The 25,874-nt window shown below is 68.6% G+C and carries 22 protein-coding genes; 14 read left to right on the forward strand and 8 right to left on the reverse strand.

Annotated features, from left to right (window positions below):
• Positions 1-106 precede the first annotated feature (106 nt).
• From pafA to VET27_RS05305, 7 genes are read left to right on the forward strand one after another with little or no spacing between them, the layout of a single operon-like run.
• Positions 107-1,465: a Pup--protein ligase gene (gene pafA / locus VET27_RS05275; protein ID WP_526515835.1), complete on the forward strand. Its 1,359-nt coding sequence runs from the start codon at positions 107-109 to the stop codon at positions 1,463-1,465.
• 48 nt (positions 1,466-1,513) lie between these two features.
• A complete protein-coding gene (locus tag VET27_RS05280) occupies positions 1,514-2,521 on the forward strand; it encodes a helix-turn-helix transcriptional regulator (RefSeq protein WP_526515837.1) in 1,008 nt (335 codons plus the stop codon).
• On the forward strand, positions 2,518-3,501 hold the full coding sequence (locus VET27_RS05285; protein ID WP_526515839.1) for a helix-turn-helix transcriptional regulator: 984 nt from the start codon (positions 2,518-2,520) through the stop codon (positions 3,499-3,501). The genes VET27_RS05280 and VET27_RS05285 overlap by 4 nt, the downstream gene beginning before the upstream one ends.
• A 30-nt stretch (positions 3,502-3,531) precedes the next feature.
• A complete protein-coding gene (gene tatA / locus VET27_RS05290; protein ID WP_526515899.1) occupies positions 3,532-3,789 on the forward strand; it encodes a Sec-independent protein translocase subunit TatA in 258 nt (85 codons plus the stop codon).
• Positions 3,790-3,848: 59 nt separating this feature from the next.
• Complete coding sequence (gene tatC / locus VET27_RS05295; RefSeq protein WP_526515841.1) at positions 3,849-4,799, forward strand: twin-arginine translocase subunit TatC; 951 nt, start codon at positions 3,849-3,851, stop codon at positions 4,797-4,799.
• Positions 4,783-7,551 carry a DEAD/DEAH box helicase gene (locus VET27_RS05300; RefSeq protein ID WP_526515843.1) on the forward strand — a complete coding sequence of 923 codons (2,769 nt, stop codon included), beginning with the start codon at positions 4,783-4,785 and terminating at the stop codon, positions 7,549-7,551. The genes tatC and VET27_RS05300 overlap by 17 nt, the downstream gene beginning before the upstream one ends.
• Before the next feature lie 50 nt (positions 7,552-7,601).
• A complete protein-coding gene (locus VET27_RS05305; protein WP_526515846.1) occupies positions 7,602-8,345 on the forward strand; it encodes a DUF4333 domain-containing protein in 744 nt (247 codons plus the stop codon).
• On the opposite strand, the gene VET27_RS05310 is transcribed toward VET27_RS05305, so the two are convergent.
• Positions 8,342-9,337: a 5'-3' exonuclease gene (locus tag VET27_RS05310; RefSeq protein ID WP_526515848.1), complete on the reverse strand. Its 996-nt coding sequence runs from the start codon at positions 9,335-9,337 to the stop codon at positions 8,342-8,344. The two genes, VET27_RS05305 and VET27_RS05310, sit on opposite strands and share 4 nt — an antisense overlap.
• Positions 9,334-10,191, reverse strand: a complete 858-nt coding sequence (locus tag VET27_RS05315) for a hypothetical protein (RefSeq protein ID WP_526515850.1) — start codon at positions 10,189-10,191, stop codon at positions 9,334-9,336. Before VET27_RS05315 ends, VET27_RS05310 begins: the two co-directional genes overlap by 4 nt.
• A gap of 68 nt (positions 10,192-10,259) precedes the next feature.
• On the opposite strand from VET27_RS05315, the gene VET27_RS05320 reads away from it, so the two are divergent.
• Positions 10,260-11,384, forward strand: coding sequence for a M24 family metallopeptidase (locus VET27_RS05320; RefSeq protein ID WP_526515852.1), 1,125 nt, complete (start codon positions 10,260-10,262; stop codon positions 11,382-11,384).
• Between the two features lie 5 nt (positions 11,385-11,389).
• Here the strand turns inward: VET27_RS05320 and VET27_RS05325 are convergent, their stop codons facing one another.
• Positions 11,390-11,806, reverse strand: a complete 417-nt coding sequence (locus tag VET27_RS05325; protein WP_526515854.1) for a F420-dependent biliverdin reductase — start codon at positions 11,804-11,806, stop codon at positions 11,390-11,392.
• 35 nt (positions 11,807-11,841) lie between these two features.
• Here VET27_RS05325 and dprE2 point away from each other — a divergent pair, with 35 nt between their 5' ends.
• The 4 genes from dprE2 to VET27_RS05345 are packed head-to-tail and all read left to right on the forward strand — an operon-like array spanning position 11,842 to position 15,249.
• Complete coding sequence (gene dprE2, locus VET27_RS05330; protein WP_526515856.1) at positions 11,842-12,594, forward strand: decaprenylphospho-beta-D-erythro-pentofuranosid-2-ulose 2-reductase; 753 nt, start codon at positions 11,842-11,844, stop codon at positions 12,592-12,594.
• Entirely contained in the window at positions 12,591-13,775 is a 1,185-nt protein-coding gene (cbiE, locus tag VET27_RS05335) for a precorrin-6y C5,15-methyltransferase (decarboxylating) subunit CbiE (protein ID WP_526515858.1), read from the forward strand. The genes dprE2 and cbiE overlap by 4 nt, the downstream gene beginning before the upstream one ends.
• A complete protein-coding gene (gene cobM, locus VET27_RS05340; RefSeq protein WP_526515860.1) occupies positions 13,772-14,527 on the forward strand; it encodes a precorrin-4 C(11)-methyltransferase in 756 nt (251 codons plus the stop codon). Before cbiE ends, cobM begins: the two co-directional genes overlap by 4 nt.
• Positions 14,527-15,249, forward strand: coding sequence for a cobalt-precorrin-6A reductase (locus VET27_RS05345; RefSeq protein WP_526515862.1), 723 nt, complete (start codon positions 14,527-14,529; stop codon positions 15,247-15,249). The genes cobM and VET27_RS05345 overlap by 1 nt, the downstream gene beginning before the upstream one ends.
• Here the strand turns inward: VET27_RS05345 and VET27_RS05350 are convergent.
• The 5 genes from VET27_RS05350 to VET27_RS05370 are packed head-to-tail and all read right to left on the reverse strand — an operon-like array spanning position 15,236 to position 20,363.
• Positions 15,236-16,315, reverse strand: coding sequence for a phosphotransferase family protein (locus VET27_RS05350; protein ID WP_526515864.1), 1,080 nt, complete (start codon positions 16,313-16,315; stop codon positions 15,236-15,238). The genes VET27_RS05345 and VET27_RS05350 overlap by 14 nt on opposite strands.
• Positions 16,316-16,340: 25 nt before the next feature.
• Positions 16,341-17,840: a precorrin-2 C(20)-methyltransferase gene (locus VET27_RS05355; RefSeq protein WP_526515866.1), complete on the reverse strand. Its 1,500-nt coding sequence runs from the start codon at positions 17,838-17,840 to the stop codon at positions 16,341-16,343.
• The gene (locus tag VET27_RS05360) at positions 17,837-18,463 is read right to left on the reverse strand and encodes a precorrin-8X methylmutase (RefSeq protein ID WP_526515868.1); all 627 of its coding nucleotides are present in this window, start codon (positions 18,461-18,463) and stop codon (positions 17,837-17,839) included. Before VET27_RS05360 ends, VET27_RS05355 begins: the two co-directional genes overlap by 4 nt.
• Positions 18,464-18,472: 9 nt before the next feature.
• The gene (gene cobG / locus VET27_RS05365) at positions 18,473-19,582 is read right to left on the reverse strand and encodes a precorrin-3B synthase (protein WP_526515870.1); all 1,110 of its coding nucleotides are present in this window, start codon (positions 19,580-19,582) and stop codon (positions 18,473-18,475) included.
• Between the two features lie 4 nt (positions 19,583-19,586).
• Complete coding sequence (locus tag VET27_RS05370) at positions 19,587-20,363, reverse strand: TauD/TfdA dioxygenase family protein (protein WP_526515872.1); 777 nt, start codon at positions 20,361-20,363, stop codon at positions 19,587-19,589.
• Between the two features lie 144 nt (positions 20,364-20,507).
• On the opposite strand from VET27_RS05370, the gene VET27_RS05375 reads away from it, so the two are divergent.
• Positions 20,508-21,971, forward strand: coding sequence for a flavin-containing monooxygenase (locus tag VET27_RS05375; protein ID WP_526515874.1), 1,464 nt, complete (start codon positions 20,508-20,510; stop codon positions 21,969-21,971).
• 303 nt (positions 21,972-22,274) lie between these two features.
• On the forward strand, positions 22,275-25,868 hold the full coding sequence (cobN, locus tag VET27_RS05380; RefSeq protein WP_526515901.1) for a cobaltochelatase subunit CobN: 3,594 nt from the start codon (positions 22,275-22,277) through the stop codon (positions 25,866-25,868).
• Positions 25,869-25,874: the final 6 nt, after the last annotated feature.

Here is a 25,874-nt window from a genome sequence, read left to right on the forward strand (position 1 = left end):
TGCGCGGGGTTCGCACGATTCATCCACAGGCGTGAAATCGCGACGTTTACGGATCCGGTAGCGGGTGTCAACACGTGCGGGACCGGTAACCCGTAAGCTCGGTGAGGTGCAGCGGCGAATCATGGGCATCGAGACCGAATTCGGTGTGACGTGCACTTTCCACGGCCACCGGCGGCTATCTCCCGACGAAGTTGCCCGCTACCTCTTCCGGCGCGTGGTCTCGTGGGGCCGCAGCTCCAACGTCTTCCTCCGCAATGGCGCCCGCCTCTATCTCGACGTGGGTTCCCACCCCGAGTACGCGACCGCCGAGTGCGACAGCCTCATTCAGCTAGTCACCCATGATCGCGCAGGTGAACGCGTGTTGGAGGACCTTCTGATCGATGCCGAGCAGCGTCTCGCCGACGAGGGCATCGGTGGTGACATCTACCTGTTCAAGAACAACACCGACTCGGCGGGCAACTCCTACGGCTGCCACGAGAATTACCTCATCGTGCGGGCCGGCGAATTCTCCAGGATCTCGGACGTGTTGCTGCCGTTCCTCGTCACGCGCCAATTGATCTGCGGCGCGGGCAAAGTGCTGCAGACGCCCAAGGCCGCCGCGTTCTGCCTGAGTCAGCGGGCCGAACACATCTGGGAGGGCGTCTCGAGCGCGACCACCCGCAGCAGGCCCATCATCAACACCCGCGACGAACCGCACGCCGACGCCGAGAAGTACCGCCGCCTGCACGTCATCGTCGGCGACTCCAACATGTGCGAGTCCACCACCATGCTCAAGGTGGGCACTGCCGCGCTGGTGCTCGAGATGATCGAGGCGGGCGTCCCCTTCCGGGACTTCTCGCTCGACAATCCGATTCGCGCGATTCGCGAAGTCAGCCACGACCTGACGGGACGCCGCCCGGTGCGGCTGGCCGGCGGGCGTCAGGCCAGCGCGCTCGACATCCAGCGGGAGTACTACAGCCGCGCCGTCGAACACCTGCAGACCCGCGAGCCCAACGCCCAGATCGAGCAGGTCGTCGACCTGTGGGGCCGTCAGCTCGACGCCGTCGAGAGCCAGGACTTCGCGAAGGTCGACACCGAGATCGACTGGGTCATCAAGCGCAAGCTGTTCGAGCGCTACCAGAACCGGTACGACATGGAGCTTTCGGATCCCAAGATCGCGCAGCTCGACCTGGCGTACCACGACATCAAGCGCGGTCGCGGAGTGTTCGATCTGCTGCAGCGCAAGGGTCTCGCCGCCCGCATCACGACCGACGAGGACATCGACGCCGCGGTCAACGAACCGCCGCAGACCACCCGCGCGAAGCTTCGCGGCGAGTTCATCAGTGCCGCGCAGGCCGCGGGCCGCGACTTCACCGTCGACTGGGTCCACCTCAAGCTCAACGATCAGGCGCAGCGCACCGTGTTGTGCAAGGACCCGTTCCGTTCGGTGGACGAGCGCGTCAAGAGGCTCATCGCCAGCATGTAGGCGCGGCGGCGTCCTGCCCGGGTGGTGACGGGCCCTAAGCTCTCAAGGGTGGGGATCTCCAAAGTCGAGCGCTTGATGAACCTCGTCATCGCGCTTCTGTCCACCCGCACGTTCATCACGGCCGAACGGATTCGGGAGACCGTGTCCGGCTATGCCGAGAGCCCCAGTGCCGAGGCGTTCTCGCGAATGTTCGAGCGGGACAAGAACGAGTTGCGCGATCTCGGCATCCCCTTGGAGACGGGGCGGGTGTCGTCGCTCGATCCGACCGAGGGCTACAAGATCAACCGGGAGGCGTACGCGCTCGCGCCGGTGGAGTTGACCGCGGACGAGGCCGCTGCGGTCGCCATGGCCACCCAGCTGTGGGAGTCGCCGGAGTTGGTGACGGTCACCCAGGGTGCGCTGCTGAAGCTGCGGGCCGCGGGGGTGGACGTCGAGGTTCCGGAGTCGGCGGTCGCGATCACCACGACCGCCGCACTGCCCGGTCTGCGGGGATCCGAGGACGTACTGGGAACCCTGTTGGCCGCAATCGATTCTGGGCAGGCGGTCCGGTTCAGGCACCGCGCCTCCCGCAGCGAGCCGTACACCGATCGCACCGTCGAGCCCTGGGGCGTCGTCACCTACAGCGGCCGCTGGTACCTGGTGGGGCACGACCGCACCCGCGAGGCCACTCGCACCTTCCGGTTGTCACGCATCGATGCCGAGGTCACTGCCGTCGGGCCCAGGGACGCGGTACGCAGACCCGAAGGGGTCGACCTTCGCGACATCGTGCACCGTGCGGTCGCCGAGGCGCCGCCCAGCGCGCAGGCTCGGGTGTGGGTGGCCGAGGGCCGCGGCACGGCGTTGCGACGGCAGGCCAGCCAAGAGGGGAGGGTCACGACCGTGAGGACGATGGCGGGACGGGGCGGCGACGAGATCGCGCTCGACATCGGCAGACAGGACCGGCTGGCCCGCGAGATCGCGAGCTGCGGCGCCGATGCCATCGTGCTGGAGCCAGAGTCGTTGCGGGAGGACGTGATTGCGCGATTGCGGGCGCAGACTGAGGGAGTCCGCGCATGAGTAGCGTCTCGACCCGCCTGGTGCGGCTGCTGAACATGGTCCCGTACTTCCAGGCCAACCCGAGGATCACCCGCGCGGAGGCGGCCGCCGAGCTGGGGGTGACGGAGAAGCAGCTCACCCTCGACCTCGATCAGTTGTGGATGTGCGGGCTTCCCGGTTACGGCCCAGGCGATCTCATCGACTTCGAGTTCTCCGGCGACACGATCGACGTCACGTTCTCGGCGGGGATGGACCACCCGCTTCGTCTGACGTCTCCGGAGGCGACCGGCATCCTGGTGGCCCTGCGGGCGCTGCTGGAGGTCCCCGGCATCGTCGATCCGGAGGCCGCCCGCAGCGCGATCGCGAAGATCGAGTCGGCGGCGGGCACCGCGACGGGTGCCCGCGAGGGCGCCGACGCCGCGACCGACGAGCCCGCGCCGATCGAGAGCGGCACCGCCGCGGCGGTCCGCGCGGCGGTCCGCGATGGTCGCGCCCTGTCGCTCGATTACTACTCGGCGTCACACGACACGCTGTCGAGCCGCGTCGTGGACCCGATTCGCGTGGTGCTGGTCGCCGACCACACCTACCTCGAGGCGTGGTGCCGGTCTGCCGAGGGTGTCAGGTTGTTCCGTTTCGATCGCATCGTCGACGCGCGGGTGCTCGACGAGCGTTCGTCGCCGCCGGAGCCGGCCGTGCAGGCCCGGCCCGACACCTCGCTCTTCGATGCGGACCCGTCGCTGCCCGCGGCGACGCTACTGATCGAGCGGTCGGCCGCCTGGATGTTCGACTACTACCCGCTGCGGGTGCTGCGCGAACTGCCCGACGGCGCCTGCGAGGCAGCGATGACGTACGCCTCCGACGGGTGGATGGCGCGGTTCGTCCTCGGCTTCGGGGCGGCGGTGCGCGTGCTGGAACCGAAGGCGCTGGCCGATCGGGTGCGCGAATCCGCCGTCGTGGCGCTCCAGGCGTACGAGGTCCTTGGTGCCAACGACGACGGGTAGACTCGTCCACAACATCTGGAGGTGTCCAAATTGGGTGGTCTACAACCGTGGCACTGGTTGATCGTCATCGCGGTGTTCGTGCTGCTGTTCGGTGCCAAGAAGCTCCCCGACGCCGCGCGTTCGCTCGGCAAGTCGATGCGCATCTTCAAGTCGGAGATCAAGGAGATGCAGTCGGACGGGAAGGACGACGAGTCGGCCAAGCCCGCGTCGTCGCCCACGCCGATCACGTCGGAACGGGTCGAACCTGCGCCGGCGCCCGAGAAGCCCACCGAGCAGCGACCGGCCTGACCGATCCGACCCTTCGGCGCGCCGCGAGGCAGCGCCGCTGAGTGGCGCCCAGACAACACGTGCAAACCCCCGGAATCTTCAAGAAGTTCGATCCGCGTCGTCGTCGGTCCAAGGCGAATCCCGACGGGACGATGTCGCTCGTCGATCACCTTCAGGAGCTTCGCAACCGTCTGCTGATCGCGGTCGCGGCCATTCTGGTCACCACGATCTTCGGCTTCTTCTGGTATTCCCACGGCTTCTTCGGTGTGCGCAGCCTCGGTGACTGGCTGCGCGAGCCGTACTGTTCGCTGCCCGCATCAGCGCGCGCGAGCATCACGCCCGACGGTGAGTGCCGACTGCTCGCGACGGCGCCGTTCGACCAATTCATGCTGCGGCTCAAGGTCGCCCTGACCGCCGGAGTCGTCCTCGCGTGCCCGGTGTGGCTGCAACAACTGTGGGCGTTCATCACGCCCGGCCTGTACAAGAAGGAGCGGCGGTTCGCTTCGGCCTTCGTCGCGTTCGGCGCCGCCCTCTTCGTCACGGGCGCCGTGCTGGCGTACGTCGTCCTGTCGCAGGCGCTGAGCTTCCTGCTCACCGTCGGCAGCGACGTCCAGATCACGGCGCTGTCGGGCGACCAGTACTTCAGCTTTCTGCTCAACCTGCTGCTGGTGTTCGGGATCAGCTTCGAGTTCCCACTGCTCATCATCATGCTGAACCTGGTCGGGATGCTGCCCTACGAGCGGCTGAAGGCCTGGCGCCGTGGGTTGATCTTCGGCCTCTTCGTGTTCGCCGCGTTCGCGACGCCGGGTTCGGATCCGTTCTCGATGTTGGCGTTGGCGTGCGCGTTGACGCTGCTGCTCGAGTTCGCCATCCAGATCGCACGCCTCAACGACAGGCGCAAGGCCCGCAAGGCCGCCCTCGAGGACGTGCCCGACGACATGGCCGCACCGCTGGGTGACGTGGAGCCCGTCGAGCCCCCGAGCGCCGTGCCCACCCCGTCCCGGCTGGGCATCGATGACCAAGCCACCTGAGAACCCGCCCGGTAAGACCCAGCTCGACGGCTTCACCGAGCAATTGCCGTTCTCGCTCGACGACTTCCAGGTCCGCGCCTGCAGGGCACTGGAGGGCGGCCACGGCGTCCTGGTCTGCGCACCGACCGGCGCGGGCAAGACGGTGGTCGGAGAGTTCGCGGTGCACCTCGCGCTCGCGGCGGGCCGAAAGTGTTTCTACACCACACCGATCAAGGCGCTGAGCAACCAGAAGCACAACGATCTGGTTCAGCGCTACGGCGCCGAGCGCATCGGACTGCTGACCGGTGACCAGAACATCAACGGCGATGCGCCGGTGGTCGTGATGACCACCGAGGTCCTTCGGAACATGCTGTACGCGAACTCTCGTGCACTGCACGGTCTTTCCCACGTCGTGATGGACGAGGTGCACTTCCTCGCCGACCGGATGCGCGGTGCGGTCTGGGAGGAGGTGATCCTGCACCTCTCCGAGGACGTGCGCCTGGTCAGCCTGTCGGCGACGGTGAGCAATGCCGAGGAGTTCGGTGGCTGGATCCAGACCGTGCGCGGCGACACCACCGTCGTCGTCGACGAGCACCGGCCCGTCCCGCTGTGGCAGCACATGATGGTGGGCAAGCGCGTCTTCGACCTCTTCGAGGCCACGGACGCAGCCACCTCTCCCACCTTGGTGGACCCCGAACTGATCCGCCACATCTCCCATCGGCGGGAGGCAGACCGGTTGTCGGACTGGCAGCCTCGGGGCCGGGGACGATCCGGGCAGCGTAGCCGCCCGACCCTGTACCGGCCGCCATCACGACCCGACGTGATCAGCGTCCTCGATCACGAAGGGCTGCTGCCCGCCATCACGTTCGTGTTCTCCCGCGCCGGTTGCGACGCGGCGGTGAAGCAGTGTCTGCGTTCGCCGTTGAGGCTCACCAATGACGAGGAGCGGGCGCGCATCGCGGAGGTGATCGACCGTCGGTGCGCCGATCTCGACGACGCCGACCTGGTGGTGCTGGGCTACTACGAGTGGCGCGAGGGGCTGCTGCGCGGACTCGCGGCCCACCACGCGGGACTGCTGCCGGTCTTCCGCCACACGGTCGAAGAGCTGTTCACCGCAGGGCTGGTGAAGGCCGTATTCGCCACGGAGACACTCGCGTTGGGCATCAACATGCCAGCGCGCACCGTCGTGCTCGAGCGGTTGGTGAAGTTCAACGGCGAGCAGCACGCTCCGCTGACGCCGGGGGAGTACACCCAGTTGACCGGCCGCGCCGGCCGCCGCGGCATCGACGTCGAGGGTCATGCCGTCGTGCTGTGGCACCCCGACGTGGAGCCCGCCGACGTCGCGGGCCTCGCGTCCACCCGCACGTTTCCGCTGCGCAGCTCGTTCGCGCCGTCGTACAACATGACGATCAACCTGGCGCACCACATGGGTCCCGAACAGGCGCACCGGCTCCTGGAGCGGTCGTTCGCGCAGTTCCAGGCGGACCGATCCGTCGTCGGGCTGGTCCGTGGAGTGTCGCGCGGTGAGAGGATGATGGACGAGCTCGCGGCCGAGTTGGGCGGGCGGGACGCACCGATCCTCGCCTACGCGCGCCTACGTGCGACCATCTCCGAACGCGAACGGTCCCAGTCCCGTGCGTCGCGGCTGCAGCGCAGGCAGGCGGCCAACGACGCCCTGGCCGCCCTGCGTCGGGGCGACATCATCACGATTGGGCAGGGGCGCCGCGGCGGACTCGCGGTGGTGCTCGAACCCGCCGGGGACCGCGACGACCCCCGACCGTTGGTGCTGACCGAAGATCGCTGGGCAGGCCGCATTTCGTCGACGGACTTCTCCGGGGCGTCCGCCCGGGTGGGTTCGATGACCCTGCCGAAACGCGTCGAGCACCGGCAACCGCGGGTCCGCCGCGACGTCGCGTCGGCGCTGCGGTCGGCGGCGGCCGGGTTGCAGGTCCCCACCGGAAGGCCCAAACGTGGTCAGCCGGGCCAGAATCCGGAACATGACGTGGATCGCGAACTGGCCGCGCTGCGCGAGCAGCTGCGAGCCCATCCCGCGCACCACGTCGCCGACCGCGAAGAGCAGGTCCGGGTCGCCGAGCGCTTGCTGCGCATCGAGCGGGACAACGCCGAGATTCAGAAGAAGGTCAACGCCGCGACCAATTCGCTCGCCCGGACCTTCGATCGCATCGTGCTGCTGCTCACCGAGCGCGGCTTCATCGACGAGTCCGACGGCGGCGATCTCAAGGTCACCGCCGACGGACTACTGCTGGCACGCATCTACAGCGAGAGCGACCTCCTCGTCGCCGAATGTCTGCGCAGCGGAACGTGGAACGGTCTGGACGCCGCCGAGTTGGCCGGTGTGCTGTCCTCGGTGCTCTTCGAGTCGCGGGGCGACACGCCCGGTGCGTCGTCGGTCGTCGAGGGTGCGACGCCCAACATGCGGCGGGCACTGTCGCAGACCCGTCGGTCGTGGTCGGAGATCCGGGCCGACGAGCAACGGCACCGGCTTCCGGCGAGTCGCGAGCCCGACACGGGTTTCGTGGCGGCCATCCATCGCTGGACGACGTCGGGAGACCTGTCGGCGTCACTGGCGGCTTCGGATGCCTCGGGCACCGGATCACCCTTGTCGGCAGGCGATTTCGTGCGTTGGTGTCGGCAGGTGCTCGATCTGCTCGACCAGGTGCGAAACGCCGCCCCCACACCGGCCTTGCGCACGTCCGCGAAACGCGCGATCGAGGCGATTCGGCGCGGCGTCGTGGCTGTTGATGCGGGGTAGTGTGTGGCCACGGTTTCGAATTTGACGATGGAAGCAAACAAGGAGAGACGATGAGCGGACCGCAGGGATCCGACCCCACCCAGCCGTGGGCGGGTCAGCAGCCGGCCGACCCCGCTTGGCAGCCTCAGGCTCCTGAACAGCCGCAGCCCGAACAGCCCGGGTGGGGGCAGCAGCCGCCGCCCTACGGTCAGCAGCCCCCCGCATACGGCGGCCAGCAGTACCAGCAACCGTCGTACGGTCAGCCGCAGTACCCGCAGGGCGAACAGTTCGGCCAGCAGCCCACCGCGTACGGCCCGTCGTCCTACCCGCAGCAGCCCCAGTACGGCCAGCCACCGCAGTACGGCCAGCAGCCGCAGTACGGCCAGTACGACCCGAATCAGCAGTACGGTCAGCAGCCCGGCCAGTACGACCCGAACCAGCAGTTCACGCCGTACTCGACCAGCGATGCCGGCTCCAAGAAGTCGATGGGCCTCGTCCTCGGCCTGGTCGGTGCCGTGGTCGCCGTCATCCTGATCGTCGTCGGCATCCTGGGGTTCTGGAAGCCGGGCTGGTTCATGACCACCAACCTCGACATCAACGCCGCGCAGTCGGGCGTGCAGCAGATCCTCGGCGACGAGACCAACGGTTACGGCGCCAAGAACGTCCAGGACGTCAGCTGCAACGACGGCGCGAACCCCAAGGTCGTCAAGGGCGGCACGTTCGACTGCGAGGTCAGCATCGACGGTACGAAACGCCAGGTGACGGTGACGTTCCAGGACGACAGCGGCACCTATGAGGTCGGCAGGCCGCGCTAGCGCGACGGTGTCTCTCCCCGGGTCGCTTCGCTCCTGCCCGCCGGAAGCTCGTCGAGCGCCTTCTGCAGACGTGCGACGGACGACGTGACACCGAATCGGCCCGCGAGTTCGGCGACCTCGTGCGGATCTCGGGCGGTCAGCGGCAACGCGTCCGACTCGGTCGACATGCCGACCTCCGCGTCGGTGGCCACCCGGACGACCTTCTCCGCGGCGACCACGTAGTCGGTCGCGGCCACCAGCTTCTTGCGCTGTGCCGCAGGCATCTTCGAGGATGGATCCTCGGCAGCCGCCATGATCCCCTCCAGCGAGCCGTGCTGGGCGAGTAGCGTCGCCGCCGTCTTCTCTCCGACCCCAGGGACTCCGGGCAGCCCGTCGGACGGATCACCGCGGAGCAGTGCCAGTTCCGCATAGGCGGCGCCCGCGCGGTCCAGCGGTACGGCGTACTGCTCCGCGACCTCCCTGGGCCCGAAGAGCGTCGCCTTGGCGAGACCGCGGCCGATGTAGAACACCCTGACCCGAACGGGATCGTCGGCGACGAGTTGGAGCAGATCCCGATCCCCGCTGACTACGACGACGGGGTCGCGGCGCTCCCTGGCCGCCAACGTTCCGAGAACGTCGTCGGCCTCGTATCCGGGAGCCCCCGCGGTGGCGATGCCGAACGCGTCGAGCATCGCCATGATCATGTCGACCTGCGGGGTGAGGTCGTCGGGCACCTCCTCGACGTCCGGCTGCCCTGCCGCACCCTCCTGCTCGACGCGGTGCGACTTGTACGACGGGATCAGGTCCACCCGCCATTGTGGTCGCCAGTCGAGGTCCAGACACACCACGAGTCGCGACGGGCGTTCTCTGGTGATCAGCGTCGCGACGGTGTCGAGGAATCCGCGAAGTGCGTTCACCGGACGGCCGTCGGGCGCCGTGATGGACGACGGGACGCCGAAGAAGGAACGGAACCACATGCTGGCGCCGTCGAGGAGCATGACGGGTGCGGTCATCGAGGCGTGTCCGTTCGGAAGAGATAGGAGCCCGAGGTGATCGCCTTGTCTCCGTTGCCCTCGTCGTGCAGCACGACCCTGACCGCGACCGCTCCGTCCGGGCCCGCGAACGGTTCCGTCTCGGCGCGAAACGGGCCGGCCTTGCCACGGGCCAGGAACATCACGTGCGATGAGACGCCTTGCAGCAGGATGGAATTCACCAGCGTGGCGGCTGCGTCGGCGGCCGCGGTCTCGAGGATGACGAACTGCGGTCCGATGTGCAGGGCCGCGTCGGGCGAGGCGACCTCGGCGGACAGCTCCGGTAGCGTCCAGTGTCCGTCCGGTCTGCGGTGTGCACCGAACACCTGCCAGAGCGGCGGCAGTTCGGGCGAGTCGACGACGTCGATGTCGTCGACCTCCATCTTCTGGAGACCGTGCGGCGGCGTCCCGATGCTGACTCCCTGGCCCTCGATCACCGCGAGCACCCGGTCCGGCTGGTCGGCATCGACGATCTTGGCCCGGCTGTACCCCATCTGCCTGCCGCGCCGGAGTTCCTCGGAGACGACCTCGATCCGGCGGACGTCGCGGCCGGGGTCGAGGATCTGGCAGGAGTGGACGACCGGGTTGGGCACCGCCTCCAGATCCGACATGTGTCCGCTCTCCGGTGCCGAGATGCCGAGCACCGCCAGCAGTAAGCCACCCGTCGGATTGCGCATGTCGTGACGCAGCGTGACGGTGTCGTCGACGGCTCGCGGGTCCGTCGACGCGTACTTGCGGACGATGTAGCGGTAGCTCAGTAGACCGCCCCAGCGCTTTCTCAGCTCATCGGCATAGGCGTCGCGCTCGTCGGTGAGATCGCGGATGTCACGCAGCATCCGACTGACAGTAGCGTGCAACCCGATCGAGGTCGCCACCCATCAGCGCGCCGATTAACCTCGACGCCATGGACACCGGCAGATTCAGCACCGACGTGTACGCGGGACGGCTACGGGCGGCGAGTGCGGCGGCCGCGGACGCCGGCCTGGCCGGTCTGGTCATCACGCCCGGGTACGACATGCGCTACCTCGTCGGGTCCCGTGCCCAGACCTTCGAGCGACTGACGGCGTTGGTGGTGCCTTCTGGCGGCGAGCCCACCGTGGTGGTGCCGCGCATGGAGTTGGCGTCGCTCAAGGAGTCCGCGCTGGTGGAGCTGGGCCTGGCACTGCGGGACTGGGTGGACGGCGACGACCCGTACCGTCTGGTCGCCGACGCGCTGGGGGGAGGGCAGCTCGCCACGGCCGTCACCGATTCCATGCCCGCGCTGCATCTGCTGCCCTTGGCCGAGGTGTTCGGCGTGGTACCGGTGCTGGCCACCGGCGTGCTTCGCCGGTTGCGGATGATCAAGGACGCCGCGGAGATCGACGCGCTGCGCAAGGCGGGTGCCGCGATCGACCGCGTGCATGCCCGGGTGCCCGAGCTCCTGGTGCCCGGCCGCACCGAGGCGGACGTGGCCGCCGACATCGCCGAAGCGATTGTCGCCGAGGGCCATTCGGAGGTGGCGTTCATCATCGTGGGGTCAGGGCCCAACGGAGCCGATCCGCATCACGAGTGCTCCGACCGGCGTCTCCAAGCGGGTGACGTCGTCGTCGTGGACATCGGCGGGCCGTATGAGCCGGGATACAACTCGGACTCGACGCGGACCTACAGCATCGGTCAACCGGACGACGACGTGGTGAAGCGCTATGCGGTTCTGCAGCGTGCGCAGCGCGCGGCCGTGGCAGCGGTGCGGCCGGGGGTCACGGCCGAGCAGGTCGACGCCGCGGCCCGCGAGGTGCTGGCCGCCGAGGGGTTGGCGGAGGTCTTCGTCCACCGCACCGGGCACGGGATCGGCCTGTCGGTGCACGAGGAGCCGTACATCGTCGCGGGCAACGATCTGCCGCTCGAGGAGGGCATGGCGTTCAGCGTGGAGCCGGGCATCTACTTCGCCGGGGAGTGGGGCGCCCGCATCGAGGACATCGTGATCGTCACCCGAGACGGCGCGATGGCGGTCAACGACCGGCCGCACGACCTGTTGGTGGTGCCCGCCTGACGGCGTCAGGCGTCGTGGCTGCGGTCCAGAAGCTCCGACGAGCCGAGGACCCGTTCGATCCGCACCTCGATCACGACACGCCGGGGGTTGACCCGCGGCGTGCGGTAGCGCTGGGCGTATCGAAGTTCGGCGTGGCGGATGGCATCGGGGTCGGTGTTGACCGTCGAGCTGCCCTCCAATGAGAGCCAACGCGCGCCGTCGACCTGGCTGAGCACCGCGACCCCGCGCTGGTCGGCGTTCACCGCCTTCTGGGAGCCGCCCGTCGTGATGACACGCGCGACGTGCGTCTTGGGGTCGAACGTGAATCCGACCGCGACGACGTGCGGCGAATTGTCGGACCGGAGGGTGGTCAGCATGGCGAGATGTCGTTCGGTCAGGAACGCCAGCGCATCGTTCGTCAGCCGCGTAGTTGCCTTCGCCATCGGTGTCCAACCTAGCGCAGGACATAATCGCAGCCATGAAGGACACGGCTGACAATCGCGTCGTGGTGATTTTCGGCGGACGCAGCGAGATCGGGCTCGACCTGGCGACACGGCTGGCCGACGGTGCCACCGTCGTACTGGCGGCGCGCGGTGCCGATCGGCTGACGGACGAGGTCGCGGCGGTGAACGTGGCAGGGGCCGCGGCCGTCCACGTCCGCGAGTTCGACGCCGACGCGCTCGCCTCGCACGCACCGCTCGTCGAGTCGATCGTCGCCGAGTACGGCCCGATCGGCACGGCCGTGGTGGCATTCGGGATTCTCGGCGATCAGGCCCGTGCCGAGGTGGACCCCGCCCACGCCGCCGCGATCGTGCACACCGACTACACCGCCCAGGTCAGCCTGCTGACCGTGTTGGCGGCCACGATGCGGACGGCGGGCCGTGGCGCGATCGTGGTGTTCTCGTCGGTGGCGGGAGCTCGGCCCCGTCGCGCCAACTACGTGTACGGCTCGGCCAAGTCGGGCTTGGACGCGTTCAGCCGCGGGCTGGCCGATGCTCTGCACGGCACCGGAGTGCGGCTGCTGCTGGTTCGGCCCGGCTTCGTCATCGGCCGCATGACCGAGGGCATGTCACCCGCCCCGCTGTCGAGCACGGCGCCGCAGGTTGCCGACGCGGTGGCGCGGGCGCTGGCGAAGGGCCGTGACGAGATCTGGGTGCCGCGGTCGTTGGGTGCGCTGGTGTTCGTCTTGCGGCTGCTGCCGCGCTCGGTGTGGCGCAGGCTTCCGCGATGATCGTCGTCGTGGGCATCGGTGCGGACGGGATGGCGGGGCTGTCCGCGGCGTCCAGGGCCGAATTAGTCGGGGCCACAACCATTTATGGATCCCCACGGCAGCTCGCCCTGCTCGACGACTCCGTATCGGCGCGCCGACGGGAATGGCCGTCGCCCCTGCTGCCCGCACTTCGCACCCTGCTCGACGGTGCCGATTCCGATGCCGACGTGCACGTCGTCGCCAGCGGTGACCCCCTGCTGCATGGGATCGGCAACACGTTGATCCGGCTGTACGGGCCGGATGGGGTGGCGGTCCTGCCGCACGTGTCGTCGGTGACGCTGGCGTGTGCCCGGGTCGGCTGGGCGGTGCAGGACACCGAGATCATCAGCCTGGTCACCGCCAAGGCGCACACCGCCGTGCGCCGAGGCGGTCAGGCCGTGGTGCTGTCGCGCGACGGCACCAGCCCCGCCACGCTGGCCCGGCTGCTGGCCGAAACCGGCCGCGGCGACTCCGAATTGACGGTGCTAGAGCAGCTCGGTGGCCCAGGGGAACGGCGCCGGTCCGCGACTGCGCGCGAGTGGGCGGGCCGTCCGCCCCACGACGTCGACGCACTCAACGTGATGGCGGTGCGCTATCTGCCCGACGACCGCGTCACGCAGGTACTGCCCGACGAAGCATTCGCCCACGACGGCCAGATCACCAAGCAGTCCGTCAGAGCGGTCACCCTCGTTGCGCTGGCACCGCGGCCGGGGGAGCTGTTGTGGGACGTGGGTTCCGGTTCGGGGAGCATCGCCGTCGAGTGGTGCCGCAGCGGTCCTGGTTGTGCGGCAGTGGCGTTCGAACGAGACGAGGTGCGTCGCGCACGCATCGAGGACAATGCGGTGGCGTTCGGCGCGGCGGTGGAGGTTCGGGGGGCGGCGCCCGCCAACTTCGACGGCGCACCGGAGCCCGCGGCCGTCTTCGTCGGCGGCGGCCTGACGCACCCCGGCCTGCTCGAAGGATGCCTGGATCGCCTGCCCGTCGGCGGTCGACTCGTCGCCAACGTGGTCACCGTCGAGTCCGAAGGTGTTGTCAGTCAATGGTATTCGCGCATCGGAGGAACGTTGAGACGCTTCCAGCACTATCACGGTGAACCCGTCGGCGGCTTCACCGGATGGCGCCCCGCGATGCCCGTCACCCAGTGGGTGGTGACCAAGCGATGACCGTCTACTTCATCGGCGCCGGGCCGGGTGCCGCCGACCTGATCACCGTCCGCGGGGAACGACTTTTGAAGCGGTGTCCGGTGTGTCTGTACGCGGGCTCGATCATGCCCGACGACCTGTTGGCGCTGTGCCCGCCGGACGCCAGGGTCGTCGACACCGGGCCGCTGACGCTGGAGCAGATCGTCGCCGAGCTCACCGACGCACACGCCGCGGGGCGCGACGTCGCCCGTCTGCATTCGGGCGACCCGTCGATCTACAGCGCGTTGGCCGAACAGTGCCGCCGGCTCGACGCGGCCGGGGTCGACTACGAGATCGTTCCGGGGGTGCCTGCCTTCGCCGCCGCGGCCGCCGCGTTGGGTCGGGAACTGACCGTGCCGGGCGTCGCGCAGACCGTGACGCTGACGAGGGTGGCGACCCTGTCGACGGCGATGCCCGACGGCGAGGATCTACGCACGCTGTCGGCGCCGGGTGCCACGATGGTGCTGCACTTGGCCGCCGCCCAGGTCGATGCGATCGTGCCGGATCTCCTCGCGGGTGGGTACGGCCCCGAAACTCCTTGTGCGGTGGTGGCCTTCGCGTCGTGGCCGCAGGAGAAGGTGCTGCGGTGCCGCCTCGGTGAGTTGGCCGAGCAGGTCCGCGCCGCGGGTATCACGCGCACCGCCGTCATCGTCGTGGGCGACGTGCTCGCCGCGGACGGCTTCTCCGACAGCTACCTGTACTCGGCGGGGCGCCGCCGCGGGAGCAGGCACTAGTGCGGGTGTTGCTGCTCGGTGGAACGGCGGAGGCGCGAGCGCTTGCCGCCGAGCTGCATCCCGCCAAGGCCGTCATCAGTTCGCTCGCCGGTCGGGTCCCCGATCCCGCGCTGCCGGTTGGCGAGGTCCGCGTCGGCGGTTTCGGGGGAGTCGACGGGTTGCGCCGCTGGCTTGGCGACGAGCACATCGACGCCGTCGTCGACGCCACCCACCCGTTCGCCGCGCGCATCACCGCCAACGCGGCCGAGGCGTGTGTGCTGGCGGGTCTGCCGCACGTCGTCCTGGCTCGACCCGCATGGCCCCGGGGCAACGCGCTCGTGGTCGACTCGGACGTCGACGCCGCGGACGTCGTGGCACGGAGGAGATATGCGCGGGTCTTCCTGACCACCGGCCGTTCTGGCAGCGCAGCATTCGCGGGCGTCGATGCGTGGTTTCTGATCCGCGCGGTCACCGCACCGGATGACGGTGAACTGCCACCGCGTCATGAACTGCTGCTGTCGCGCGGCCCGTACCACTACGCGGGCGAGCGAAAGCTGTTGGCAGACTACGACATCGACGCACTGGTGACGAAGAACAGCGGCGGGGACATGACGAGGGCCAAGTTGGTCGCCGCCGACGACCTCGGGATACCCGTGGTGATGGTGGACCGGCCGAAACTGCCCGCCGGCGTGCACGCGGTGCCGACCGTGACGGCCGCCGCGGCGTGGGTCAGAGCGCTCTGACCAGATCCAGGCTGCCGAGGTCGCGGATGGCCTGGCAGCCCCGTTCCATCATCACCAGCATCATGTCGTCGCCGCGTTCGGTCGAGATCGCGAACGCGCAGCCGAGCACGGACAGCAGGGGCACCTGCAGCATGCCGACGCGGTAATCCCGCCAGCAGGTGTCACGGTCGTAATCCGTGACGCCGTAACCCGAGAGCTCGGAGTAGTAGGTGGCGACGAGGTCCTCGTCGGCCGCCGACCGGGCGGCGGGGAGCAGACTGGTTCCGGTGAAGTACGCCAGGTCGCGCGCGGGCAGTCCCACTCCCAAAGTCTGCCAGTCGACGATGGTGACGTTGGTGCGGTCGAGGTTGAAGAGCATGTTGTCGAGGCGGTAGTCCCCGTGCATCAGCGCGAAGCGGTGGCGGTCGGCCAGGAGCCAGGGCGTGACCATCGACATGGCCTCGGTCACGGTGTCACGGTCCTCGGCGGTCATCCGGGCGCCGAGTCTGTCCAGCGTGATCTGCGCGGCCATCACGGCGATGTCGCCGAGCCCCTTCATGGCATCCTCGCTCGCCATCGACATGGCCAGGCCGGGGAAGTCGGGCCACTTGGCGTCGCACCAGGTGGGTCCGTGCAGGCCGGCCAGTGCGCGCACGGCGAGATCCGCCTCGAGGACCGTGCAGCCGCCGATCTGGTCGCCCTGAACGGCGGGCGCCATGTCGGCGAGCAGGAGGACGAAGTCGCCACCGTCCTCGGAGATCTCGCAGTGATAGTGCCTGGGGATCGGCATCCGAACGACGTCGGCGACGTTCGTGTAGAAGGCGTGTTCGGAGCGGTAACCGAGTGCCACCCGCTCACGCACCGCGTCGTCCTGCGACGAGAGCTTGATGGCGAAGGTGTCTGGCAGGTCGGTCGCGTCGGAGGGGTAGGCGACCGAGAGGCGATAGGTGGCACCCGTCTGGCCGGTCCCGATGGGAGTGACGTCCACCGCGTCGATTTCGACCCCGAGCACGGATTCCAACCACTGCGGCGTCACGTCCGTCGGGCTGCGGGGGATGGACGGGGCCGGCGGAGAGGGCCTGGTCATGACGCGCGACAGTAGCAGGCAGGTGTCAGGAGGGGTAGCAGCGCGGGGTGAACACGCGGTCGACGGGGTGGTCACCGGCCGGGTCGGCCTGATGCCACTGCGTCTGCGACGAGCCGATGATCAGGAGGCAACGCATGTCGACGTCATCGGGATCGAGGTCGGCCAGCCGCACGACCCTGACGTGTTCCCTGGGTCCGGAGACGTCGCGGCCAATGACTACGGGCGTGCCGGGATCGCGGTGTTCCAGAAGGAGGTCCCGCATCGCGGCGACCTGCCAGGTGCGGCTCTTCGACGCCGGGTTGTAGATGGCCAGTACGAGATCCGCCGCGGCGGCGGCCCGCAGCCTGTCGACGATCACGTCCCATGGCTTGAGCCGGTCGGACAGCGAGATGACGGCGTAGTCGTGGCCCAGCGGGGCGCCGACTCGGCTGGCGACGGCCTGAGCGGCCGTCATCGCGGGGATCACTTTGACGTTCACGCCGGGCCATTGCTTGGCTTCCTCGAGGACGGCCGTGGCCATGGCGAACACGCCGGGATCGCCGGACGAGACCACGGCGACGGAGTGACCCCCTTCGGCCAGCGTGCACGCCAGCCGCGCCCTTGCCGGCTCGTCGGTGTTGTCGCTCGGGTGGTGCCGCTGACCGTCGCGGACGGGGATGCGGTCGAGGTAGGGGCCGTAGCCGACGAGGTCGGTGGCGGCCGCCAGTTCACGGCGTGACTGCGGAGTCATCCAGTCGACGTCACCGGGGCCGAGGCCGACGACGACGACACTGCCGACGGGATCGTCGACGGGCTCCTTGCGAACCGTCATTCCCGGCAGCATGGCCAGCGAGAAGTACGGGACCGTCGCCTCGTCCACGTCGGCGGCGGGGGACACGCGCTGCCGGGCGGTGCTCGCACGCTCGACGTAGTAGGCGTCCTCCAGTCGGCCGACTGCCGAGAGAGCCTCCCGCACAGCGGGATACGACCGTCCGAGCTTCATCACGACCGCGGCGTCGGTGTCGGCGAGGCGTCGTTTGAGCTCGTCGGGCGGCAGCGTGCCCGACAGGATCGACAGCACCTCGTCACCCTGGACCAGCGGACGTCCGATGGCCGCCGACGCGGCGCTGACCGACGTCACCCCCGGCACGATGACCGCGTCGAACCGCTCGGTCAGCCGGGTGTGCATGTGCATGTACGAGCTGTAGAACAGCGGGTCGCCCTCGGCGAGCAGCGCCACGTCCCGACCCGCCTCGAGGTGGACGGCGATGCGGTCGGCCGCCAGCTGGTAGAAGTCCTCCATCGCTCCCGCGTAGCCACCGGGGTGGTCGGTGGTCTCCGTGGTGACCGGATAGACCAGGTGCTCCTCGAGCTGACCGGGCCGCAGGTAGGGCTCGGCGATGGTGCGGGCGATGCTGCGTCCGTGGCGAGCGCTGTGATAGGCGACGACGTCGGCCTCGCCGATGACGCGGGCCGCCTTGACCGTGACCAACTCCGGGTCGCCGGGACCCAAGCCGACACCCCAGAGTGTGCCCCTGACGCTCATTCGCGTTCGCTCGCAATCGCATTGACGGCTGCCGCGGCCATCGCGCTGCCGCCGCGCCGGCCCGTGACGACGAGGTACTCCATGCCGCGTGGGCGATCGATCAGCTCCTCCTTGGACTGCGCCGAGCCGACGAAGCCGACCGGACCGCCGAGGACGGCGGCGGGCACGGGCGCGCCGTCGTCGAGCAATTCGAGCAACCGGAACAAGGCGGTGGGGGCGTTGCCGATCGCCACGACCGCACCGCCGAGGCGTTCGGCCCACAGGTCGACGCCCGCGGCGGACCGTGTGCTGCCCTGCCGCGCCGCCAGGTCGGCCGCCCTCGGATCGGCGACGAGCGAGACCACCTCGTTGTCGGCAGGCAGCCGCGACCGCGTGATGCCCGCGGCCACCATCGAGGAATCGCACAGCACCGGCGCTCCGGCGGCCAACGCACGGTGTGCCGACGAGGCGACGCCGGGGGTGAAGGCCACGTGCTCGGCGACGTCGACCTGACCACAGGTGTGGATCAGCCGGACGACGACGCGCGACACGTCATCGGGAAACCGCACCAGATCGGCTTCGTCGCGGATCGTCGCGAACGACTGCCGATAGATCTCGGCGGCGTCGCGGATGTAGTCGAGCACCAGATCACCCTACGGGTGACGTTGCTCGTAACCGCTTGCGGTGGCCATCAGCACCTCGCCGATCGGAGGGCTGCCGCAGGCGCGCTCGCAACCGACGAAGTGCCTGTGCGAGGCCTCGGCCCCGTCGTACACCGCCCGTGCGGCGTCCCGGCGGACGTCGGCCGCGGAGTGCGCACAGCCCGGACTGCCGGTACACGCGCTGACGTCGAGCCACGGCGACCCGTCGTCGAACACCAGTCCCAGCGGCGCGAGCACCCGCAGTGCGGCGTCGGCGACCCCCTCGTCGAGGTCGCAGATCAACACCGAACGCCATGGCGTGATCACCAGCGGGGACCCGACCGCCGCCAGGTACTCGGCGACTCTGGTCTTCAGGACGCCGAGCGGAACGGCTGCACCGAGCGCGACCCGGTCGTCGTCCTGGTGGATCCAACCGACGGGAGGCCGCACCACGGGCGGCCACGTAGTGCCTGGCTCGGCAGTACGCGTCAGCCCCTCCAGTAGGTGTTCGACGTTGGTGAGTTCGGTGGTCCGCCAAGCACTTCCGCGGACCGCGGTGAATCGTTCTGCCACCTTGACGAGGGTCGACACGCCGTCCTGGGTGCGGATGCCGGTGTCGACGCCGGCCACCAGCAGTGCGGCGGTGTCGTCGTCGAGGAAGTGCAGCCCGACGTCGGCCCCGAGTCCCGACACGTCGCCGCGGCCGTCGTCGACGGCGAATAGGAACCGGCCGGGCAGGCTGGCGAGCCGACCGCTGGCCTGAATCGCCGCATCGAGGTTTCGCACCAGTTCGCGGACGTCGGTCTGACCACCTTGGCGGCCGGTCAGCGGCGAGGCGACGACGTTGCGGACGCGCTCGTGGCTGGCGGACGGCAGCAGGCCCGCATCCGCGATCGCATCGGCCAGGGCCTCGGAGTCAGTGACGCCGCGGACCTGCACGTTTCCACGGGATGTGAGTTCCATTGCGTGGGAACCGAACCGGGCGGAGGCAAGTGCCAGGGCCTCCAGTTGGGGTGCGTCGATCATCCCGCCGGGAAGGCGGACCCTCGCCAGCGCACCGTCCGCTGCCTGATGCACCTGGAGTGCACCGGGGCACGCGTCGTCATCGCGGGTTCGGGCCATCCACCTACGGTACGGCGACCAGGCGGGCCGGCGCCACGACCTCCGAGTAGTGCGAGGCGTCACCGGTGATGACACGGCTGGGTGCGCCGTGCACGTCGACGGGGACGTCGCCCGCCAGGGTCACCCGACTCAGGCGGCGGTACTGGTCGTCGTAGTCGGACACGGCGTAGTGCTGGGTGGCCCTGTTGTCCCAGATGGCCAGGTCGCCGGGCAGCCAGTTCCAGCGAATGATGTTCTTCAGCTTGGTGACCCGCGTCTGAAGAAGCTGCAGGAGCGTGCTCGACTGGGTGCTGCCGAGGCCGACGAACCTCTTCACGAAGTGACCGAGCAGCAGCACCGGGCGACCCGTCTCGGGGTGGACGCGCACCACGGGATGCTCGGTCTCGTAGATGTCGGAGACGAACTCCTCCCGGTACTGACGGGTGTTCGCGGCGACCTCGTCCGGCACGCCGCTGAAGTCCTCCGCGACGTCCTTGATGTAGTCGTAGTCGTTGGTGTGGGTCGCCCTCAGGTTCTCGACAAGGGCCCTCAGCGGCAGGGGCAGCTGGTCGTAGGCGGCCTCCGTCAAGGCCCATGTCGTGGTGCCGCCGTACTCGGGCAGCGAAATCGCCCGCAGCAGTGAAGCCTTCGGGATGCGGTCGACGAACGTGACGTCGGTGTGCCAGGAGTTCGCCTTGTCGTAGCGCGAGTCGATCGGAAGCACGTCGGCGCCTCGCGAAGTCACCGTCGGGTGCGGGATGGTGGGCGTGCCTAGGGTCCTGGCGACAGGGGAGTTGGCCATGACCTCATTGCCGCACGAAGCGCGCGTCCTCGCCAGTCTTCGTCTGCGACGATTTGAACTGCGGTCGACATGTCCGAAGTCGTCATTCATCAAGATCGACGCGCGTACCGTCGAATGATCCGCAGGTCGGGAGGGGTCCGCGAGATGGAAACTGGCAAGACACCAACGGTGGCGATCGTCGGTGCGGGCATGTCCGGCATCTGCATGGCGATCAAACTGCTGGACGCAGGCATCGACAGCTTCACGATCTTCGAGAAGGCCGACGACGTCGGCGGGACCTGGCGGGACAACACCTACCCGGGGCTCCACTGCGACGTCCCGTCTCGGTACTACACCTACTCGTTTCAGCCGAACCCGGAATGGTCGCGCCTCATGCCACCCGGCGCAGAGATACAGGACTACCTTCAGCGTGCCGCCTCCCAGCGCGGCGTGCGCACCCACGTCAGGTTTGGCACCGACGTCGAATCGGCTCTTTACCGCGACGGTCGCTGGGTCGTCACGACGTCAACGGGGGAGGAGGCGTTCGACGTCCTGATCACCGCGACCGGTGTGCTCCGCGTGCCGCGTCATCCGGACCTCGCCGGCCTCGACACTTTCTGCGGACCGACCTTTCATTCGTCGCGCTGGGACCACTCGGTCTCGTTGCAGGACAAGCGCATCGGGCTCATCGGCACGGGTTCCACCGGAGTTCAGATCACGGCGGAGCTCGGCGGAAACGTGCTCGGGCTGTCGGTCTTCCAGCGCACTGCGCAGTGGATCTGCCCATGGCCGAATCTGCCCTATACGCGCCTGTCTCGCACCCTCATGCGGCGATGGCCGTGGCTGACCGAGCCGGGCTACCGCTTCTGGGGGTCGTTCGTGCGGTTGACGTTCGGTCGCGCGCCGATCCGTCCGGGCCTTGCGCGCACCTTCTATCAGAGGCTATGCCGTCTGAACCTGCGTGTGTCGGTGCGCGACCATCGGCTGCGGCGCACGCTGACTCCGCCTGATCAGCCCATGTGCAAGCGGATGATCTTCTCCGGCCGTTTCTACCGGTCCGTACAGAAGCCGGGTGTCGAGGTCGTCACCGAGGCGATCGACCACGTCGAGCCGCGGGGCGTGGTGACCGTTGACGGCAAGTTGCACGAGGTCGACGTGCTGGTCCTGGCGACCGGTTTCGACGCGCGGGCGTACGTACGCCCGATGACCATCACCGGCGAGAATGGCCTGCGCCTCGACGAGGCCTGGGAGGACGGACCCAAGGCGTACCGCTCCGTCGCGGTGCCTGGCTTTCCCAACATGTTCATGCTGATGGGGCCGCACTCGCCGATCGGAAACCAGTCGTTGGTCCCGATTGCCGAGGACCAAGCCGATTACGCGCTGTGGTGGATCAAGCAGATCGCCGGAGGTCGCGTCGTCTCCGCTGCACCCACCGAGACTGCGACCAAGGAGTACAACGACGAGATGAAAGCGGCCATGCCGCAGACGATTTGGGTCACCGGCTGCTCGAGCTGGTATCTCGGCAAGGACGGCCTGCCCGAACTCTTCCCCTGGACACCGGAACGTCATCACCAACTGCTGAAGACCCCCGACCTTCGAGACTTCGAGGTCCGCCCCTCGCACGAGTGACCTTCGTCACGTTTCTGCCGCGTGTGTTCCGTCCCACACCAAGAGCGAATATGCGGTACCGCCGGTATTACGTTGCTTGAGAACCTCCGTTTGCCAGCCACATTCACGAAGGCATCGGAGATGACACAGGAGGAACGGCAATGTTGGGACTCTTCGCCTTTGCGGCGGTGGTGCTCGTGCTGCTCGCAGTTCTCGGTCTCCCGTATCGGGAGTCGTGGTACGGCCGCTGGGGCAACTACGACCGCTGATCGCTCGACCGCACCGACCTGACCACGGGTGAGGTCGATGCGGTACGAATGGTGGGTGCACCAGCCCACTGTTTTACTGCTGTCCACGTCGGATACCGACCTGATGACGGCCCGTGCCAGCGGTGCACGCTACCGGTGGATGAACCCCAGCCGGCTCGTCGATGGTGAGCTCGAATCTTTGCTGGACGGTGTCGACGTGGCCGTGGTGCGGATCCTCGGCGGGTACCGCAGTTGGCAGGAGGGCATCGACGCCGTCGTCGGCAGGGGTGTGCCCACGGTCGTCATCAGCGGTGAGCAGTCGCCCGACGCCGACCTGATGAGCCACTCGACGGTGCCCGCGGGGGTCGCTCTTCAGACTCACGTCTACCTCGCACAGGGTGGCGTCACCAATCTTCAACAGCTGCATGCCTTCTTGAGCGACACGCTGCTCATGACGGGCTTCGGCTTCTCGCCGCCGGAGTCCACCCCGGCCTGGGGCGTGCTGCAGTGTTCGGAGGGCAAGGGCCCCTCTAATGACGGCCCGCGCGTGGCCGTCCTCTTCTATCGCGCACAGCAGCTCGCGGGCAACACGGCCTACGTCGCAGCGCTGTGCCACGCCATCGACAAGGCGGGCGGCCATCCCCTGCCCATCTACTGCGCGTCGCTGCGCACGCCGGAACCGGAACTGCTTGAACTCCTCGGCACCGTCGACGCCCTGGTGACGACGGTGCTGGCCGCAGGCGGAGCCGTCCCGGCCACCGTGACCGCGGGCGGCGTCGACGACACCTGGAACGTGGCGCACCTCGCAGCGCTGAACATCCCGATCCTGCAGGGGCTGTGCCTGACCAGCTCGCGCACCCAGTGGCACGACAACGACGAGGGCATGAGTCCGCTCGACGTCGCGACCCAGGTGGCCGTACCCGAGTTCGACGGCCGCATCATCACGGTGCCGTTCTCGTTCAAGGAGATCGACGACGAGGGTCTGATCTCGTATGTCGCCGATCCGGAACGGTGCGCGCGGGTCGCGGGCCTCGCGGTGCGACAGGCCAAGCTTCGGCACATCGCCGCGTCGGACAAGCGGGTCGCGCTGGTGTTCTCCGCGTACCCCACCAAGCACGCGCGCATCGGCAACGCGGTCGGCCTCGACACCCCAGCCAGCGCCGTCGCCTTGCTGGCGGCGATGCGCGACGCCGGCTACCAGATCGGCGAGGTGCCCGGTGTCGACGCTCGAGACGGCGACGCACTGATCCACGCGCTCATCGAACGCGGCGGCCAGGACCCCGACTGGCTGACCGAAGATCAGTTGGTGGGCAACCCGATCAGGGTGTCGGCCAGGGACTATCGCGCGTGGTTCGCGACGCTGCCCAGCGAGTTGGCCGACGCCGTCGTCGAACACTGGGGTCCGCCCCCCGGTGAACTGTTCGTGGACCGCAGCCGTGATCCCGATGGTGAAATCGTCATCGCCGCAATGAAATCGGGCAACGTCGTGATCGTCGTCCAGCCGCCGCGCGGATTCGGCGCGAACCCCGTCGCGATCTATCACGATCCCGACCTTCCGCCCAGTCACCAATACCTGGCGGCGTATCGCTGGCTCGACGCCGAGTTCGCCAACGGTTTTCGCGCCGACGCGGTCGTGCACCTGGGCAAGCACGGCAATCTGGAGTGGTTGCCCGGCAAGACGCTCGGCATGTCCTCGACCTGCGGCACCGACGCCGCCCTCGGTGATCTCCCGCTCATCTACCCGTTCCTGGTCAACGACCCCGGCGAGGGCACGCAGGCCAAGCGCCGGGCACACGCCGTGCTAGTGGACCATCTGATACCACCGATGGCACGGGCCGAGAGCTACGGCGACATCGCCCGACTCGAGCAACTGCTCGACGAGCACTCCAACATCGCGGCGCTGGACCCCGGGAAGCTGCCCGCCATCCGCCAACAGATCTGGACGTTGATGCGGGCTGCGAAGATGGACCACGATCTGGGCCTGGAGGACCGTCCCGACGAGGACGTCTTCGACGACATGCTGCTGCACGTCGACGGCTGGCTGTGCGAGATCAAGGACGTCCAGATCCGCGACGGGCTGCACATCCTCGGTCAGGCGCCCTCCGGCGACGCCGAACTGGATCTGGTGCTAGCCATTCTGCGGGCCAGGCAACTGTTCGGCGGCGAGCAGTCGCTGCCCGGGCTACGACAGGCCTTGGGTCTGGCCGAGGACGGCACCGACTCCCGAACCGCCGTGGACGCCGCCGAGGTTCGGGCGCGTGAACTTGTCGGCACCCTCGCCGAAACAGATTGGGACGCACCGTCGATCGATGGCATTACCGACGACGCCGTGGTGGCCGGTGTGCTGAGATTCGCGGCCACCGAGGTGGTGCCGCGGCTGCGGGAGACCGATCGCGAGATCGCTCAGATCCTGCATGCGCTCGACGGCGGGTTCATCCCGGCCGGTCCGTCTGGCTCTCCGCTGCGAGGCTTGGTCAACGTGCTGCCCACCGGGCGCAACTTCTACTCCGTGGATCCCAAGGCCGTGCCGTCGCGGCTGGCGTGGGAAACCGGTGTCGCGCTGGCAGATTCGCTGCTTGAGCGTTACCGCGCCGATCATGGCGAATGGCCGCGATCGGTTGGTCTCTCGGCGTGGGGTACCTCCGCGATGCGGACCTCGGGTGACGACATCGCCGAAGTTCTTGCGCTCCTTGGCGTTCGGCCGGTCTGGGACGATGCGTCGCGACGGGTCGTCGATCTGGAGTGCGTCGACCTGACCGAACTGGGGCGCCCGCGCATCGACGTGACGGTCCGGATCTCGGGGTTCTTCCGTGATGCCTTCCCGCACGTCGTGACGATGCTCGACGACGCCGTAAGCCTGGTTGCCAACCTCGACGAACCCGCCGAGCACAACTATGTCCGTGCACACGTGCAAGCCGACCTCGCCGAACACGGAGATCGGCGTCGCTCCACCACGCGGATATTCGGCTCGAAGCCGGGCACGTACGGGGCCGGCCTGCTGCAACTGATCGACAGTCGTAACTGGCGTGACGACGCCGACCTGGCTGCGGTCTACACCGCATGGGGCGGATTCGCCTACGGCCGCGGACTCGACGGCGCGGCCGCCTCCGACGACATGAACCGGCAGTACCGCAGGATCGCCGTCGCGGCCAAGAACATCGACACGCGCGAGCACGACATCGCCGACTCGGATGACTACTTCCAGTACCACGGCGGAATGGTCGCCACGGTACGTGCACTCACCGGCCGGGACCCCGAGGCCTACATCGGTGACAACACCCGGCCCGAGGCGGTCCGCACCCGCACCCTGTCGGAGGAGACGACGCGGGTGTTCCGGGCGCGGGTGGTCAATCCACGCTGGATCGCCGCGATGCGCAGGCACGGCTACAAGGGCGCGTTCGAGATGGCCGCCACCGTCGACTATTTGTTCGGATACGACGCCACGGCGGGTGTGATGGCCGACTGGATGTACGAACGGCTGGCCGGCGAGTACGTGCTCGACGACGAGAACCGCAAGTTCATGGACGAGTCCAACCCGTGGGCACTGCACGGCATGGCCGAGCGGTTGCTCGAGGCGGCGGGACGCGGCATGTGGGCCCAGCCCGAGGCCGCCACCCTCGACGGTCTTCGGCAGGTATTACTCGAGACCGAAGGGGACCTCGAGGGATAGGGACCA

The organism is Mycobacterium sp., from assembly GCF_035633495.1.
Classification (GTDB): domain Bacteria; phylum Actinomycetota; class Actinomycetes; order Mycobacteriales; family Mycobacteriaceae; genus Mycobacterium.